This is a genomic window from Bremerella sp. P1, from assembly GCF_028748185.1.
Taxonomy (GTDB): domain Bacteria; phylum Planctomycetota; class Planctomycetia; order Pirellulales; family Pirellulaceae; genus Bremerella.
Genome location: NZ_CP118164.1, coordinates 2,923,703 through 2,939,550 on the forward strand (window position 1 = coordinate 2,923,703; position 15,848 = coordinate 2,939,550).

The window sequence follows — 15,848 nt, forward strand, 5'->3', positions numbered from 1 at the left end:
TTTCGGGGGGCTTAAGATGGGGTATTAAAAAAATGGGGTTATTTCGTCTCCGACGGTTGTTTGAACGTCAAGACGGGACATTTGGCGTGCCGCACGATCGACTCGGCGGTACTGCCAATCAACATATGCAACAGGCCGGTACGGCCGTGAGTGCCCAAAACAATTAGGTCTGCGTGTTCTTCTTCCGCCAGTCGCACGACAGCGGCAGAAGGGTCACCCGTCACGAGTCGATACTCGACGGGAACTTCTGGGTCGCTGGGTTTGATCTCGTGCAGCATCTTCTTCAGATCATCCGGAGAAGGGTCCAGCATGCCGTAGTACATCTCACCGGTGCCGTAGACGGTCGGTGGCTCTTCAACATGGGCGATGATGACCGTTCCGCCACTATCGCGTGCCAATGCCGTCGCCAGATGAAGTGCAGCGTCACCGCAGTGAGAAAAATCGGTCGGAAAGAGAATACGTTGGAAGTTCATGGCTCGACTCCTTCTCCATGGGGCAAGTGATTTCGGGTTACGGTCGAACCTCTTGCTCTCTATTGTTTGTTACGAATTTCACAAGGTGTTCGTTTACGGGAAACGGGGCGAATGAAGCGGAAATTCGTTGAAAAACGTAGATGCATCGCAATGATGCCGACGGCCGGTTTTATCGGGGTGAGAGAGGCATGAGGGGAGGCCGTCGCAGGCTTACGAAGCAATCCTATCGACATTCTATTTTCACGATTGAATTCGTGCTTGGCAAACAGAACGTGCCCTGCTGATCCAGATTTTTTGGTTGTCAGTTGATAGCTAGATCGTGGGTGACCCAGCCAGCATGTCCAGTACAACCCCTACACCATACGCAATCGCCGCGGCCACCCCTCCGGTGACGACTGTCTCGATGACCGAAGCTAGCGGACCTTCCTGCACAACACGAGCACGGAACACACCAATCAGGGCAAAAGCGATGCCTGTGAGAATGGCGCAAGAAAGAAAGATCGTTGTGGCTTCAAATCCAAAATGAATCAGGGGCAAAGGAAGCAGCGGGATCGAGCCGCAAAGCACGAACCCGGCAAAGGTCACCAGTCCTGATTTCCAGGGGGATGGTGGCTGCAAACGAAGGCCCCACTCTTCGACCAGCATCGTGTCGACCCAGCGATGACGGTCTTCGCAAATCGTCTGGACGACTTGTTCAAGAAGGTCTCCTTCGAAGCCTTTGGCGGCGAAGATCTGCCGAATTTCTTCCCGCTCGCGATCGGGGACCTCTTTGATGTGGATGTTTTCGATCAGGCGATACTTCTTCAACTGCATCTGATCGCTACGAGCCTTGAGGTAGTTGCTGATGGCCATGCTGAAGCCGTCGGCCAGGAGGTTTGCGATGCCGAGAACCATCGCAACGGTTACGCCATAACTGGCACCGGCCACCCCGGCTACGATCGCGAAGGTAGTGATCGTACCGTCGACTCCACCCAGGACGAAGTCACCAGAGAATTCCTCAACCGATGGCCCGGCGATACGAGCCGCAATCGCTTCGTCGGTATGCTGCCGAGCAAGTTCTTCGGGCGAGAGTTTCATCATCAAACATCCCCCAACCGAGGTCACGCAAGAAGGAAAACCTCAGTATACGATGAAGATCGCTGCTCGTTTATTTCTTTCGAGCAATCAGCAGCCCACCATGGATGGCCATCACGGCACCGGCACTAAGAGCTGCCCAGGCGATCCAGCCGGGAGGGCGGATCGTTTCTCGGACATCCGCTCCGCTGTTGACCATCAAATGATTCAGCGCACCGCGAGGTGTGTCAGGGCCAGGGCCCACGTTGTGGGCCAGGAATTTCGTCGCTGATGGCGTGAGCTGAAACGATTCGACCGCGTACATTTGACCGCCGGCTAACAGCAGGAAGATGCCGGCGTAAACGAAGTGAACGGCCCAGGCCTTTTGTTTCATGGCAAGTGTCTCGATTCGAAAGTGCTAGCTGTCGAGCCTATCTTTCTTTTCGAGTCATTTGCCCTAGTCCGATGAATGGCCGTCCGTTTGTTCCGATTTTGCGGGCCTTTGCAGGATTCGTTTGGCTTGCTGCTTAGCCAGGCGTACTGATCCGCGAAATTGTGAACGGAGCCGTGCGCTGAATTTGGGAGGGACGAATTCCAAGTTCATCATTGGGACTGGTTGGCCACGCCAATGACTTTTGTAGCCTTCATCCCCGCGCAGAAAATCGAAGGTCGCTTTTCCGGAATCAATCGCGTAGCGGATAGCGGCGGTGATGCCAAGCCAGCCTGGCCGCGCGTAATCGCAGTCGGTCGCGATACCGCTGCAGTAGTGCAGAAGGGTGTCGCCTTCCTCCAGATCCAATTCGACTGCGATCGGGCGTCCTTCGAGTTCGATCCACTGCAAACGCAGTTGTGCAGACTCCAGATGTTCACTTGCCGCTTCCTGCAAGAAGTCATGAAAGCGATTCGACGCGAAGCAGCCACGTTGTCCCATCTGGTTGCGCCGCTTTTGATGCAAGTCGACGAGAATCGAGAACCCTTGTTCCAGAGTCGCCTGATCCGCGATATGGATGGTTGCCTTGCCGGTTTCAAACTGATTACGCCATAGCTGACGAACGCGGTGGCGGCGCGATCGAGAGAGCTGTGAGACCCACTCGTCCCACGTTGCTGGAAGGGCGAGTCGATAGCTATCGAGCTGGGGCAGTTGCTTCACTTCATATTGCCGGTCTCGCATGGTACGAGCCAGCTCGTGCATGACGGTATCGGACGCGTCGAGACCTTCGAAGTAGAGCCGATCGATTTCGCTGAATTGCTGTGGTAGGTATTGAGCCAACGCATTGACGACGTGGGCTTCTTCGCCAGGTTTGGCCAAGACGGATAAATAGTCGCTACAGACTTCGCCAGAACCCAGCAGTTGAATCACATCACCGCCCCACCAAGTGTGGCGTCGATACCAAGGGGCCAGACCGATCAACCAACCGTTGTCGTCTCGTATAGTGACGATCTGCAACTGGCTTCCATTTTGGCGATAGTGCTTCCACCAGGTAAGCAGCCAACGTGGCGCCAGAAACAGACGCTGCCCGGCCAGACGCTCCCACTCCACGAAAAGTGACGACGTAGAATCGACGTCCGTGACGACATCAACGCGCAGTGGTTGAGCTAGTTGAGAAAGCGATCCGGAGATTTCGACTGGATCGCTTGAAGGGCAATCGGTTGCCATGGGAATTCCAGACTGAGGTACGCATCGCAGCCCTCGCGATCTTCCCGTTGGAACATCACCACGTTGAACTGCAATACCACGCACTACGCATTTGATCGTAGTAGCTACTGGAAGCGAACGAATAGTTCTTGGCTATGGAATTTGCAGAAGCGTGACGACTTCTGGCCAAGTTGTCGAATGTGCGGATTATTCCGGCTTATGGGCCGCCCAGGTCCAATGTCGATCGGACGTCAGCTGGACCGTTTCTGGATCGAAGCCGCACGAGGCAACCATCTCGCGGATCTCCGCTAACGAAAGGGCCGCCAGCAGCGACTCGCCGAACATCTTCCGAGCCTCCTCCGGCTCGTCGCCACAGTAGGTTGCCACGAGCTGCTCGACTTGCTCAGTCGAGTCTGGCCGTACGAGATCGCGGAAGAAGAGCCAGCCGCCTGGGGCTGCCAGACGCACGGCTTCCTTCAGCACAGCAAGTGGCTCGGGAATATGGTGGATAATGGAGTTAGACATCACCCCGGTAAAGAAGCCATCTTCGTAGTCGGTCTGTTTGGCATCGAGCCGCGCGAGTTGAACACGCTCGAGCATGCCGGCAATGTCGATGTTGATCCTTGCCACGTCCAGCATAGCGATCGATGCATCGGCACCCATAATGCGGCACTGCGGGATGCGCTCGGCCAGCAGGATCGGAATGCGGGCGGTGCCTGTGCCGATGTCGAGGATATCGATCATCTCGGCTTCCACGTCGGGATCGATGCCGAGAAATGCGATGAGGTCGCTGACGAACGATTCGTTGACCGCGTTATGATCCATGTCGTCGTAGATCATGGCCTCCTGCGGCGTGTCCATCACTTCTGGTTCGAGAATACGTTCGAGCATCGCTCTAACTTTCTGTGTCGTGTTCGGGGATTTCGCGCGGTGGGGAGGCATGCTGCCACTGGGCACACACGGCCAAAATGATTGCCATGCAGACATAGGCCCACATCATGTAGATCGGCCCCTGTCCTGCCGCTGCGCCGGGAATGTCAGGCACATGCCAACCTAGTACCAGCTTACCACTTGGGAAAGGTGAGTGTATCACGCCGAATAGGCTGAACGCGGCGCAAGCGAGGGCGAATGCCGCCGCCGTATATAAGCGACGATCGATGATGTACGCCAGAATCGCTGCCCAGAGCATACTTGTCAGAATAAATCCGCCGGCCAGCATCTGGAGGGTTTGCAATTTGACGGCGATCCCCGCAGGATGCGAATGCCCCGCTTCGTCTGGCGGAGTCTGGATGTTTCCTTGACTGTATTCCCGCAGCTTGAGCGTCAGGTCATTCAGTTTTTTCGCAGCCTCGGCATCGATTTCTCCGGCCTCGACCATCGCCGCGACTTCTCCTTGCATTTGGAAGGAAAGCCCCGTGTAGGTTCCCTGAAGATCACCGGCGAAGATCAGCACCAACGCGGCAAGTGCCGGGATGCACGCAATCGAAACGGCGGGGTAATGTCGCTTGGGTGTCGCTTGGAAGCTTTGCGAAGTGATCTCGAGTCCAATGAAGACAAGGATCGGAAAGACCGTTGGTTTGGGAATCGCCCAGTACAAGAAGCCAAAGTAGCCGAGCACCCCTGCCCCACCCACGAACAGCGCCGTCGCCAACGTGTAGGCCGCGCGACCTCCCATGGCTTTGTATGCCGGATGGCCGATGTAAGGCGTCGTTTGGATCACGCCCCCGCAGAGGCCCGCGACCAGCGTGGCGATTGCTTCGGCACCGATGATGCGATTGGTGTCGTATTCGTCGCCGGCCGCGGCCGCGCTTTCGACGCAATCGATCCCACCGATGACGGTCGCCAAGGCGAAGGGGATCACGATCGGTAAGTACTGAGCTGCTTCGTTGAACTTCGCCATCGTCAGCCACTCGAAGCGGAAGACGGCCAACCAGTCCATGGGAAGTAGCGCGTCGGTTGGCTGAAACTCCATGGCCTCCGGTGTGGCTCCCAAGAGACCCAGACCATGCATCAGGTAATAGATTGCACCGGAAACGATGAGCGCAGCAAACGCGCCGGGGATCTTCCACGGCAGGCGAATATGAGCCACGAGTGTTACCAGGACGATCGAAAGGGCCGTCATCCCGACGATCGGAAAGTGCAGCGCTTCGATGAACGGGAGAAAGCTAATCAGCACCAGGGCGATCGCCGCTAGCGATCCAAGGAGCCCTGCCCGAGGAATCACTCGGCGAATCCAACTTGAGCTGAACGCGAAAAAGGATTTGAAAATTCCGGACAAGACAATGGACCAAATGCCAATATGCCACGTACGGATAGCAGCCTCTTCTGCTGTCAGTTGTAAATCCTGGACTCCCAGGACAAACGATGGCCCCAAAACGAAAAAAACCATCCCAAAGGTGCTCGGCGTATCGAGTCCTAAAGGCATGGCAGTTACGTCGTTACGGCCACTCCTTTTCGCCAGATTCAAGGCCATCCAGAAGAAGATCAGGTCGCCTACCAGCACCCCAATCGCCGTCCCCGGCACCATGTGTCCAATGGCGAAGGTTGTAGGAAAGTTAAAGACGGCCGCTAGCAAGCCGATCGTCAGCAAAAGATCGGCAATGTTGTCTAACATCAAGCCAAAGAAGGCGTTAACGTCGCCAGCAACGGCCCATTTGTATTTAGTGTCGTTCATTTTTTCTCTTTCGGCACGGGCGTTGCATTAAGGGTTGATCGAGTTTATGAGCCTGTCATGGGGCTGTCAATTCTCGACCATCTCCTCACGTGGACCACCTCCTGGGGTACAAGCGTGATAGAATACGGATCGCGGCGATGGTCGGAAGGCACCTTCGACAAGCCTTTTGCAAGGTTTGTGTGAAGATTGCTCCCATCAGGAAACGGATTTCGAACCATTGCTGGGAACCTTCGTAGAAAATGACAACTGCCACACTTGAAATGACGTCGAGTTATTCCGACCCATCGCTCGTTCAGCCCAAATCCGATGAGGATTTGCTGTTGGCGTACCGAGATTCGGGGAACCGAGAGTACTTCCAGAAGTTGGTTCAGCGTTACGAACGTGAGCTGTTCAACTACCTGCGACGGTACCTGGGTGATCCGGAAATGGCGGAGGATGTGTTTCAGGCTGCCTTTCTGCAAGTGCACCTGAAGTGCGATACCTTCGAGGAAGGACGTCGATTTCGCCCCTGGCTTTACACGATTGCCACCAATCAGGCGATCGATGCTCAGCGTAAGTCGAAGCGCCACAAGATGGTCAGCTTGGACCGCGCTGGGAACAGCACTGAACAACAAGAGACCGGCTCGCTGGTCGATTTGTTGGTAAGTGCCGAGCCAGGACCGATGGCACAAATGGACGATTACGAACGACAGCGTGTCATGCGTGATGCCGTTCAGCAACTGCCGGAATCATTGAAGACCGCCGTCGTGTTGGTCTACTACCAAGGTTTGAAGTACCGCGAAGCTGCGGACATCTTGGAGATTCCGGTCGGTACGGTGAAAAGCCGTCTGCATACCGCAGTGCAGAAGTTAACCGAAGCATGGAACGAAGTTTATACCTCAGATGACGAAGACTCGTGAGCACTGGTTGGGCTACCTGATGGGGGCCCTGGACGAAAACGAGCACGCCTCGGTCGAACAGCAAATTGCTGAAGACCCACGCGCTGCAGCCGAACTGGAACAACTTCGAACTCACCTGAATTTATTGTCCGATGGCCTCGACGAGGCCGCCCCGCCGGTCGGACTTGCCACGCGAACCACGGCGCTTCTGGATAACCCTGCCCTTTTTGCCGAAGTGCTCGACCCGGCAGCACCAGAAGACGAAAACGCGCCAACTCTTAAAGAAAAACAACCCTTCGAATCAATCGGTGGAGGCAATCCCCGCTTCACCATGATGGATATGATGGTCGCCATTGGGGCATGCGTCGCTGCCGTGGCAATCTTCTTTCCCGCGCTGGCCAGTTCGCGAATGCTGGCAACACGACTGCAGTGTGAGAACAATCTCCGCCAAGTCGGCATGGCACTCCAAGAGTTTGCTACCGGCAATGCAGAAAAACGCTATCCCGCCGTCGCTTCGACCGGCCCGTTATCGGTTGCAGGCTCTTATGCTCCGCGGCTGTTGAATGCCGGCTACCTGCAACACCCGGAAGTGGTGCGCTGCGTTGAATCTTCGCAGAATACAACCCAACCCCAGCCTTTGCCGACCGTCGAGGAGCTATTGAATGCACCCGAATCGGACGTTGAGAAACTCCAGCAGGGGCTAGCAACGGTTTATAATTACAATCTCGGCAACCTTCGCGACGGAGAGTTGCAAGCACCGCTGATGAAGGGGCGTTCGCTCTATCCGGTCGCTTCCGATATCGTGGTTGTCCAAGATGGGCAGATTGCCCCGCAAGGTCACCAAGATGGTCGATTTAACATCTTGTTCGACGATGGTCACGTCGAATTCATCAGCTTGGAAGACCTGCCCAGCTCGATGAAGCACTACTTCCTCAATGACAAAGGCCAAGTTGCGGCCGGGGTCGATGAAGATGATGCCGTGATCGCCAATGGGATCGCTCATCCCTTCACCACCGAGGAAACCTCTTTGGAGGAGCCAGCTCCCCAGGCCAACTAGCAGCCAAGCGGGTCGCCGGCCATTTGGCTAAGTGCGTCCTGCCGTTGATTTTGAGCGTTAAGATTCGATTACGCTCCCTAAAATCGGGTTTGCTCCCCTCTTGTGGAATTGGTATCTTTCGATCACGATAGTAGTTTCTCCCCCGGAACAGTCTCAAATTATCAGGCAGAACGTCGCTCGTGATCGACAGTGGCTCATCCTCTATTGCCCCACCGCGAAGTACGGTGAAGCAGACCATTCAGCTTGGCTTTTACATTGGAGCCGGCTTCGGCTTGGCCATCGGATCCGGCCTGGCGGTCTTGATGGGTAGCAATCTCCTGTGGCAAACAGGCGGATTGGTTGCTGGTGCCTTGCTGGGCATTTGTGGCGGTTTGGGGATCTCCTGGATGCAGCGTCGCCTGAAGCCATCTCCTGCTCCGGCTTATCGGCCTAGCGGCACGTAGAAGCTCGCTGGCACGATCTCACTGAATCGCCAGGCAGGTCTTACTCTGCGTGGCAATGCTGGCAGCGATTCACCAATGCGACCATCTGAGGCCCTTTGAGCGAGACCCCTTGGTGCGCCTTCGCCTTATCCGAATCGGCATGATGGCATTGGCTGCAGCAATGGGCCGAGGTGAAATTCTGTTCGGCGAGATTGGAAAGAAGCTCGCTGTCGTCTGTTTGGCTTGCGCGAGCCGCATCAACCGAGACGAGCGAACAGATGTTCGGCCCAGCGACCAAGTCTGCCAGATTCCCAGCGCCGCTAGCACCTGTGGCTGCAAAACCACCTGAGGTTGGTCGCGAATTGTCTGAGCTGCTCGAACTGTGCGACCAGTTTCCTTGGACTGCCAAAACGATCATCAGGCACAATGCCAAAGCGATCAGAGGACCACGAATGGCAGCCACGATATCGGTAGTTGGTCGCTCAGGCTGATCGGTGATGCAGCGATGGCTAGGCGTGCTATCGTCGGCCAAAAAGACCGGCAACGGAGAATCGTCGTCGGCCGTATCCGCTTGCCCATTGGCTAGCATTTCGGTCGCAGGACGCAGTGCTTCGGCTAGTTCACGACAGCTATGGCAAACCGTCAGGTGCCGTTGGATCGGCATGTCGGTCTCGTGCTCGCCCGTCGGGAACGGTGCCCGGGTAAGTACTTCGAACACGTCGTCGCAGGTCGGTAGATGGTGCGATTGAATCATCGAACGTGTTCCTCGGAAAGCTCTTGGCAAGTGTTCTGGATCAATTTCGCGAGTTGCAACAATCCATTGCGGACGCGGGCCTTGGCCGCCGGCAGGCCGATACCCTGGGCGTCGGCGATTTCCTGAAATTTCATTTCGCCGAAGAATCGCAGGCGAATCGCTTCCGCTTGAATGGGCGTCAGCTTGTCGAGCAGTCCCAGCACCTGGCTGCGACGTTCTCGGTCGATCAGGCCTGAGAGTGCCTGGCAGGGAACTTCCAACTCGAGCGGCGATGGGCTTTCGTCGCTTTGGCCTGCCTGAAGCTTGGTTGAAGTGACCGGCAGCTTCTTTCCCTTCTCGCGAATCCGATGGCATACGTTCAGCAGAATTCGCCATAGCCAAGTGCGGAAGCTGTACCGAGAGTCGTACGTATGCAGCCACTTGAAGCTGTTGAGGAACGCTTCCTGAACGGCATCTTCGGCTGACTGCGAGTCGCCCAAGTAGCTGTAAGCCAGATTCAACAGAGCCCTGCGGTACCGCTTCACGATCACGGCATACTGATCCGCATCGCCAGCCAGAACGGCCGAGAGGATCTCGCCATCGGTTAACTCAGGGACGTCCGAAGCAGTCATGACGTGGAGGGGTAGGAAGGAATCAGCGGAAGTGAGAAAGTTCCCTCCATTATAGCGCGGCCGCCGGCTGAGGGATACATTTCGCGTAACCCATTACTGCAGCAAGCCTTTACCCGCGCCGGACATGTTCGCGATTCATTGCCTCTCTGGCCGAAAACTGAAAACCGAACACTGAAAACTGCTTTCAAGAAACGCTGAAAGTCCGTCTTTCTTACCAAGAGCTATTGGTCGTGCAAGAAAGGGTCATCAGAACTTAACCCTAGTCCAGAGGAGAAGCGTTCCCTGGATTCTTGCCGTACCATCCACTTTGGTAAGAGAGGCGGACTCTCAACTGAACTATCGTACGTGAACGTGCGTCTTGTTCACTCACGACGTTCGCAAACCTTAACCACCCAGGAAGATCCCCACCTTACCCAGGTGGTACTGTTATCGAATGCCGTACGGCTGAAGATGATTGATACCCCTTTGCTAATTGGATTTCTTATCGCAGTCGGTTTGGTCGGATCGAGTGTGCCGATTATGGCGCCGGACGACCGTTACGCTTCACCCATTTGGCAGTGCTGACAGGCTGTTGCGCCAGCGATGACGTAGTTTCTCACATAAATGCCAGCAGGAGTTTCAAGTAGTTCTGCAGGGGGTTAAGATGACTGCCCGACCCGCGAGATGAAAAACGACGCCTCCGACTTGCCGTTACCAAACGCCAACGATTGAGTCATTACACCATGAACGAAGCTCCCTCGACCCAGCCGAATGAAGCACCAAAGAAGTCATCTATTCCCTTCGGCGTCCGCGTTGGAGGCATCATCGGCGTGTTGGTCATTGGCGGGGTGATCCTGTTTGGCATCGTCCCGTCGATCGTCTCTCAGCGAAAGGAGTCGATTCAGAACCTCAAGGATATCGGACTTGCGTTTCACAACTATCACGATGTCTATGGAAAGTTCCCCTTGGCTCACTTCGATGATGAGACCGGAACGCCACGACGAAGTTGGCGAATGGCCCTGCTACCGTTTTTGGAAGAATTGGAGTTGTACGAGAAGTACGACGACAACTCGATGTGGAATGGCGACAAAAATATTGGGCTATCGAAAGAGACGCCTTCCGTCTTTCGCTCCTACTTCAGTGATTGCAGCGATGGCAGAACGCCCTTTGTAGCGATCGTCGGTGAGAAAACGGTCTTTCCTGATGATCGCAATGTTGCCTTCCGCGATATTACGGACGGTGCCAGTAATACGATTCTTTTCATTGCCGACTACGAAAACCCCGTGAAGTGGAGCGAGCCGGTCGACGTGACGTTAGATGAATTCCTAGAGCGCTACGCTGACAGAAGCGATGCGGTCCTGCATGTGGTTATGGCTGACGGCGGACTCCTCGAACTTCACGAAGTCTCTGCTTCCACGCTTAAGAACCTCGCGGAAAGAAATGATGGGCAGGTAATCCCACAACTCCAGTAGGACCGAGGTCGCTTTGATCCCCTGGCTACAACGGGGAACTACAAATTTATTGCGGCCGTTGCAGAAGGCTCGGACAATCGAGATAGACTTATCTGCCTCGCCCTCCCGCGACGGCCATCGCCGAGAGTGATCCTCTTCCGCCGTCAAATTTCTGGTAGCAGCTGCCATGAATGAGCCTAATCCCTTTGATAGTCCTCAGGCGTATGTTACCGAGCCCGAGCCTAAGAAGTGGTGGCAAATTACGGTTGCTGAGATGATCGTCATCGTGCTAATCGTCATTGTATTGATCGGGCTTCTTTTGCCGCCGGCAAATATGGGCAGTAATTGTTCTCGTCGTACTTTGTCGGCGAACAATTTAAAGAATATCGGCCTCGCTCTGCACAATTACCACGACACCTATGGCAGCTTACCGCCAGCCGTGGTGACAGATGCGGAAGGCCGCCCGCTCTATTCATGGCGGGTATTGCTTCTCCCGTTTCTTGAGGAGCAAGCTCTCTACGACCAATTCGATCTTACTCAACCATGGTACAGTCAGACTAATCGCCCGCTGGCAGATCAGATTCCTGATCTGCTACAGAGCCCGTATCTGGATGTTGAAAAGAATCCGGCAAAGACCTCGTACCTGGCGGTGATCGACCCCGAAAACAAACAAACGGTCATGCTTTCCCAAGAAGGACGATCGCTGGACGAAGTACCTTGTGAACTGGGGAATGTGGTGGTCGTCGTCGAGCAGATTGACCATCCGGTGATTTGGACGAAACCGGAGGATATCAGTCCTTTTGAGTTGATCGACGTGTCTCCAATCGGCCAGAATGACCTTTGCTATTACCCGGCTCTGTTTGCCGATGTCTCGGTGAAGTGGTTGCCTCGAGATGATCCGCAGCAGCTGCGTGCATGTCTTACCTGCCAAGATACGGGCCAGGCCGACGAGACGCCCGCCCAGGAATAATCCCACTTCAGGACTCAGTTAGGAACCCAATCATGCGAACTTCTCGTCGTGGCGATGCCAAAGTCGTCATTATCATCGTGGTGGTTGTTTTCGGGGTAATGGCCCTGATCTGTACCGGTCTTGCCGTGGCTATCTTATTGCCGGCGATCGGTCAGGCTCGGATCGCCGCTCAACGTATGCAGTCGCAAAACAACCTGAAGCAAATTGGCTTGGCCCTGCACAACTATCACGATACGTTCGGCTCGTTCCCTCCAGCTTACATTCCGGATGAAAACGGCAAGCCGATGCACTCGTGGCGGGTGCTGATCCTGCCGTTCGTGGAAGCGAACTACATCTACGATCAATACGACTTCTCGCAGCCGTGGGACAGCCCTGCCAATGCGCAGGCCTGTGCGATGATGCCGTTCGTCTACGACGACCCGGCATTGGGAACCGGAGACATGGGGGACCGCACCACGTATGTCGCCATCTCGGCGCCCAATTCAGTGTTGGGGACCGATACGGCCAAGAAGCTCCGAGAGATTACCGTGGGAACGTCCAATGCCATCATGGTCATCGAGAACTCTTCCAAGCCGGTGCTATGGTATCAGCCCGACGATATCTCTCCGCAGGAACTGATGTCGCAGAATTTCGACGATCAATACTTCGGTGGAATTCAAGGCCTGATGGCAGACGGCTCAGTGAATTTCTTCCCGGAAGCGAGCAAGCAGCAAGTGCAGGCGATGACGTCGGCAGATGGTAGTTAGACCATCTATCGAAAGCCGATTCACGCTCAATTGACCCAACAATTGCCGGAGCCCTCTTCAACTTCTCAGCCAAAGTCATGAGAATAACGCACGTCACCTGTGTTTCTCATCTTGGGCCGGAAGCGATATGACGCCGAGCGATCCATTTCCCACGATTAAATTCCGCGGCCAGTTGCGTCCCTCGCAAGTTCAGGTCCGCGACGTCGCACAGCAGCAGCTATCGCAGGGTGAGCGGCAACTGCACATCGTTGCTCCACCAGGCTCAGGCAAAACGGTTGTCGGGCTCTATCTGTGGGCGGAAATGATCAAGCGGCCAGCACTCGTGCTCAGCCCGAACTCGGCCATTCAATCGCAGTGGGCAGCCAGAACCGACCTCTTCGAGACCGACCGGCCCATGTCGATGTTGGTCAGTACTTCACCGGACGAACCGAAGCTACTCACCTCGCTCACCTACCAAGCGGTCACACTGCCACGCCGCGGCGACGATGGGCTCGATCACGCGGCCATGTCGCTGTGGGAAGATCGCCTGATCTCGAAAGGCCAGGCCCAGGATCCGGCCGAAGCAAAGGTCTGGATTCGTGATCTGAAGAAGCACAACCGCGACTACTACGACGAACGCCTGTCGGCCTATCGAAAAAGCGTACGCGACGAAGCAGGCCTGGCCGGCGAATCGTTCGAGATGCTGCATCAGTCTTGCTTGAAGACCTGGCAGCGGCTGCGTGACCAAGGCGTGGGCATGCTCATCCTCGACGAATGTCATCACCTGGTAGGGCATTGGGGCCGGGTGTTGTCCGACGCCATGCAATACTTGGACGACCCGATCGTTGTGGGGCTGACGGCGACACCGCCTGACGGTGACGGGAAGATACCGGCCGACTTCGAGCGTTACCAAGAGTTTCTCGGGCCAATCGATCATGATGTGCCGGTGCCGGCGGTCGTGCGAGACGGCTTCCTTGCCCCGTACCAGGACCTGGTCTACTTCGTCCGTCCATCAGAAGCTGAACTCCGCTTTGTCGCCCAGGCTGACGATCACCTGGACGAGATACTTCAGGAGGTAACCAGCAAACCGTCGGACGACGGAGACGAAGAACCAGTCACAGTAGCGACGCCCGTCGAAGAACCAGAAGTCGATGAGACAGAAGGGGACGAACTCAAGCTACACCATGTGGGTGGAACCGACGCGGTTTACAAGGACGAGGATGATCCCTTCGCCGATTTGATCTCGGAAGTGGAGCTCGAACAGGAAACGCCTGCCGAAATACAGCCGCCGGTAGAGGTGGCGACCGTCGAAGAGGCGCCCCGCGTCAAAGCGCTCGTTCCTTGGCTATTGCAAACGCTGGAAACACGCCGACACGCGACCAGCACGTTCAAGACATGGTCTTCCTTTCATCGTCGCGATCCCGAATTTGCGGACGCGGCCCGCGTGTTTCTGCAGACGCGTCATGTCGAGTTGCCTGCGGATGTCCCGCCGGTGGTTCTGGAAGTACCGGTCGAGGAAGTGCCGCAAATCCCGGTGATTATCCCCGTCCTTGATCGTTACGTGCGGCACGCTTTGCGGCGTTCGGCCAACGCAGAGGATCGTGCTTTGGCCGAGAAGGTGATCTCTGGCCTACGGATGTTAGGCGTGCAGATCACGGAGACCGGTTGCCAGGCGTGTGCTTCGCCGGTCGGACGCGTGCTGGCCTATTCCAGCGAGAAAGCGAAGGCCCTGGTCCCGGTTCTCGCGGCCGAGATGGCGGCACTCGGGGATACCATTCGTGCAGTCGTCGTAACCGACTTCGAGAAAACATCCGCTACGATATCCGAGGTCGAACATCTGCTCAGCAGTGAGGCCGGCGGCGCGATCGCGGCCTTTCGAGTGTTGGTCAATGATCCGCACTTGGATGCACTCGATCCGATTTTGGTCACCGGGTCGAGCGTGCTGGTGGATGACGACCTGTCAGAAAAGTTTGAGGCCGCGGCGAAAGAGTGGCTGGCCAATGCTGGCTACGATGCGACGTTGACCTTTGATGCCGAGGTTGGTTTTCATGTCGTATCAGGCAGCGGTCGTGATTGGTGTCCCCGCGTCTATGTTGAAATGATCACGGATCTGTTTCAGCGTGGTCTGACAAAATGCCTCGTTGGCACGCGAGGTCTTTTGGGGGAAGGCTGGGACGCGAACAAGATCAACGTTCTGATCGATCTGACGACGGTCACGACGAGTATGACCGTGCGGCAACTTCGCGGGCGATCGTTTCGGCTCGATCCTCAGGTACCGGAGAAGCTGGCCAACAACTGGGATGTGGTTTGCCTGGCACCGGAATTCAGCAAGGGACTGGATGACTATGCCCGCTTTATCAAGAAGCATCAAAACATCTTTGGCGTGACCGACGATGCGGTGATCGAGAAAGGGGTTGGGCACGTCCACCCTGCCCTGACCGATCTCCGTCCGGAACTCTTGGAAGGTTCGGTCCGCGATTTGAATCGCGACATGCTTTCTCGGGTGACGTTACGAGGCGAGACCCGCGATCTATGGCAGATCGGGACTCCCTACGAAGGGACTCCGAATCACACGCTGGAAATGCGGATCAAAGGTTCACCGCGCGAGAGCGGAGGCTTTCCACCATTTGCCGGAACCAAAGAGCCCTGGTCGAGCGAATCTCTTGTGCAGGCAATCGGAGAAGCGATTGCCCGCACAATGGTGGAGTTGAACTTGCTGAAGTCGCCGCCGGAAGTCGTGGCGAAATCTCGAGCCGGTGGCTACGTGCGTGTTCTGCTGGAAGATGCCAGTGACGCCGATAGCCGTCTTTTCGTAACAGCTCTGCATGAAGCGCTCGGTCCGCTAAACCGGCCCCGCTATATTATTCCACGTAAGCTCAAGTTCGTACGAACCAACTGGCTGTCACGTATGTTGCCGAAGATGCTCGGCCAATATTTCGAGAAGAGCGAAGACAAGACCGTCATGGTGCATGCCGTACCCAACGCCCTGGCGAAAAACAAAGACACGGTCGAAGTCTACGAACGCTATTGGAACCAGTACGTGAGCCCCGGCTTTCCGGTGTTTGCCCTGCGTGGTGAAGGAGAGGATCTAATGCGGGAAGCGCTCAAGAAAGGGATGAGCCCTGAAGGCGATTTCCACGAAAAGGAAGTCTTCCGCTAATTATC

The 15,848-nt window shown here is 55.8% G+C and carries 15 protein-coding genes; 7 read left to right on the plus strand and 8 right to left on the minus strand.

Going from position 1 to position 15,848, the window contains the following annotated elements; genetic code table 11:
• Window positions 1-38 precede the first annotated feature (38 nt).
• The 6 genes from PSR63_RS12205 to PSR63_RS12230 all read right to left on the minus strand — a co-directional run bounded on the left by PSR63_RS12205 (window position 39) and on the right by PSR63_RS12230 (window position 5,836).
• Window positions 39-473: a universal stress protein gene (locus PSR63_RS12205; RefSeq protein WP_274333673.1), complete on the minus strand. Its 435-nt coding sequence runs from the start codon at window positions 471-473 to the stop codon at window positions 39-41.
• Between the two features lie 312 nt (window positions 474-785).
• Entirely contained in the window at window positions 786-1,553 is a 768-nt protein-coding gene (locus PSR63_RS12210; protein WP_274333674.1) for a VIT1/CCC1 transporter family protein, read from the minus strand.
• Window positions 1,554-1,620: 67 nt separating this feature from the next.
• Window positions 1,621-1,920, minus strand: coding sequence for a hypothetical protein (locus PSR63_RS12215; protein ID WP_274333676.1), 300 nt, complete (start codon window positions 1,918-1,920; stop codon window positions 1,621-1,623).
• 63 nt (window positions 1,921-1,983) lie between these two features.
• On the minus strand, window positions 1,984-3,183 hold the full coding sequence (locus PSR63_RS12220) for a GNAT family N-acetyltransferase (RefSeq protein WP_274333677.1): 1,200 nt from the start codon (window positions 3,181-3,183) through the stop codon (window positions 1,984-1,986).
• 186 nt (window positions 3,184-3,369) lie between these two features.
• Window positions 3,370-4,053 (minus strand): class I SAM-dependent methyltransferase, encoded by a 684-nt coding sequence (locus PSR63_RS12225; RefSeq protein ID WP_274333679.1) that lies wholly within the window; start codon window positions 4,051-4,053, stop codon window positions 3,370-3,372.
• A gap of 4 nt (window positions 4,054-4,057) precedes the next feature.
• The gene (locus tag PSR63_RS12230; protein ID WP_274333680.1) at window positions 4,058-5,836 is read right to left on the minus strand and encodes a permease; all 1,779 of its coding nucleotides are present in this window, start codon (window positions 5,834-5,836) and stop codon (window positions 4,058-4,060) included.
• A gap of 239 nt (window positions 5,837-6,075) precedes the next feature.
• On the opposite strand from PSR63_RS12230, the gene PSR63_RS12235 reads away from it, so the two are divergent.
• From PSR63_RS12235 to PSR63_RS12245, 3 genes are all read left to right on the plus strand, one after another.
• Window positions 6,076-6,735, plus strand: a complete 660-nt coding sequence (locus PSR63_RS12235; RefSeq protein ID WP_274333681.1) for an RNA polymerase sigma factor — start codon at window positions 6,076-6,078, stop codon at window positions 6,733-6,735.
• On the plus strand, window positions 6,719-7,771 hold the full coding sequence (locus PSR63_RS12240) for a hypothetical protein (RefSeq protein WP_274333682.1): 1,053 nt from the start codon (window positions 6,719-6,721) through the stop codon (window positions 7,769-7,771). The genes PSR63_RS12235 and PSR63_RS12240 overlap by 17 nt, the downstream gene beginning before the upstream one ends.
• Window positions 7,772-7,995: 224 nt before the next feature.
• Window positions 7,996-8,214: a hypothetical protein gene (locus PSR63_RS12245; protein WP_274333684.1), complete on the plus strand. Its 219-nt coding sequence runs from the start codon at window positions 7,996-7,998 to the stop codon at window positions 8,212-8,214.
• Between the two features lie 40 nt (window positions 8,215-8,254).
• Here the strand turns inward: PSR63_RS12245 and PSR63_RS12250 are convergent, their stop codons facing one another.
• The gene (locus PSR63_RS12250; protein WP_274333686.1) at window positions 8,255-8,947 is read right to left on the minus strand and encodes a hypothetical protein; all 693 of its coding nucleotides are present in this window, start codon (window positions 8,945-8,947) and stop codon (window positions 8,255-8,257) included.
• Window positions 8,944-9,558: an RNA polymerase sigma factor gene (locus tag PSR63_RS12255; RefSeq protein ID WP_274333688.1), complete on the minus strand. Its 615-nt coding sequence runs from the start codon at window positions 9,556-9,558 to the stop codon at window positions 8,944-8,946. Before PSR63_RS12255 ends, PSR63_RS12250 begins: the two co-directional genes overlap by 4 nt.
• A gap of 722 nt (window positions 9,559-10,280) precedes the next feature.
• Here PSR63_RS12255 and PSR63_RS12260 point away from each other — a divergent pair.
• The 4 genes from PSR63_RS12260 (at window position 10,281) to PSR63_RS12275 (ending at window position 15,843) form a co-directional block, all read left to right on the plus strand.
• A complete protein-coding gene (locus PSR63_RS12260; protein WP_274333689.1) occupies window positions 10,281-11,009 on the plus strand; it encodes a DUF1559 family PulG-like putative transporter in 729 nt (242 codons plus the stop codon).
• 166 nt (window positions 11,010-11,175) lie between these two features.
• Complete coding sequence (locus tag PSR63_RS12265; protein ID WP_274333691.1) at window positions 11,176-11,958, plus strand: DUF1559 family PulG-like putative transporter; 783 nt, start codon at window positions 11,176-11,178, stop codon at window positions 11,956-11,958.
• Between the two features lie 32 nt (window positions 11,959-11,990).
• A complete protein-coding gene (locus PSR63_RS12270) occupies window positions 11,991-12,704 on the plus strand; it encodes a DUF1559 family PulG-like putative transporter (protein ID WP_274333693.1) in 714 nt (237 codons plus the stop codon).
• Window positions 12,705-12,831: 127 nt separating this feature from the next.
• Window positions 12,832-15,843, plus strand: coding sequence for a DEAD/DEAH box helicase (locus PSR63_RS12275; RefSeq protein WP_274333695.1), 3,012 nt, complete (start codon window positions 12,832-12,834; stop codon window positions 15,841-15,843).
• Window positions 15,844-15,848 lie beyond the last annotated feature (5 nt).

Excerpts from the sequence above, each read along its gene's own strand:
- PSR63_RS12205 (WP_274333673.1), bottom strand. The coding sequence starts at position 473 with ATGAACTTCCAACGTATTCTCTTTCCGACCGATTTTTCTCACTGCGGT.
- PSR63_RS12210 (WP_274333674.1), bottom strand. The coding sequence starts at position 1,553 with ATGATGAAACTCTCGCCCGAAGAACTTGCTCGGCAGCATACCGACGAA.
- PSR63_RS12215 (WP_274333676.1), bottom strand. The coding sequence starts at position 1,920 with ATGAAACAAAAGGCCTGGGCCGTTCACTTCGTTTACGCCGGCATCTTC.
- PSR63_RS12220 (WP_274333677.1), bottom strand. The coding sequence starts at position 3,183 with ATGGCAACCGATTGCCCTTCAAGCGATCCAGTCGAAATCTCCGGATCG.
- PSR63_RS12225 (WP_274333679.1), bottom strand. The coding sequence starts at position 4,053 with ATGCTCGAACGTATTCTCGAACCAGAAGTGATGGACACGCCGCAGGAG.
- PSR63_RS12230 (WP_274333680.1), bottom strand. The coding sequence starts at position 5,836 with ATGAACGACACTAAATACAAATGGGCCGTTGCTGGCGACGTTAACGCC.
- PSR63_RS12235 (WP_274333681.1), top strand. The coding sequence starts at position 6,076 with ATGACAACTGCCACACTTGAAATGACGTCGAGTTATTCCGACCCATCG.
- PSR63_RS12240 (WP_274333682.1), top strand. The coding sequence starts at position 6,719 with ATGACGAAGACTCGTGAGCACTGGTTGGGCTACCTGATGGGGGCCCTG.
- PSR63_RS12250 (WP_274333686.1), bottom strand. The coding sequence starts at position 8,947 with ATGATTCAATCGCACCATCTACCGACCTGCGACGACGTGTTCGAAGTA.
- PSR63_RS12255 (WP_274333688.1), bottom strand. The coding sequence starts at position 9,558 with ATGACTGCTTCGGACGTCCCTGAGTTAACCGATGGCGAGATCCTCTCG.
- PSR63_RS12260 (WP_274333689.1), top strand. The coding sequence starts at position 10,281 with ATGAACGAAGCTCCCTCGACCCAGCCGAATGAAGCACCAAAGAAGTCA.
- PSR63_RS12265 (WP_274333691.1), top strand. The coding sequence starts at position 11,176 with ATGAATGAGCCTAATCCCTTTGATAGTCCTCAGGCGTATGTTACCGAG.
- PSR63_RS12270 (WP_274333693.1), top strand. The coding sequence starts at position 11,991 with ATGCGAACTTCTCGTCGTGGCGATGCCAAAGTCGTCATTATCATCGTG.
- PSR63_RS12275 (WP_274333695.1), top strand. The coding sequence starts at position 12,832 with ATGACGCCGAGCGATCCATTTCCCACGATTAAATTCCGCGGCCAGTTG.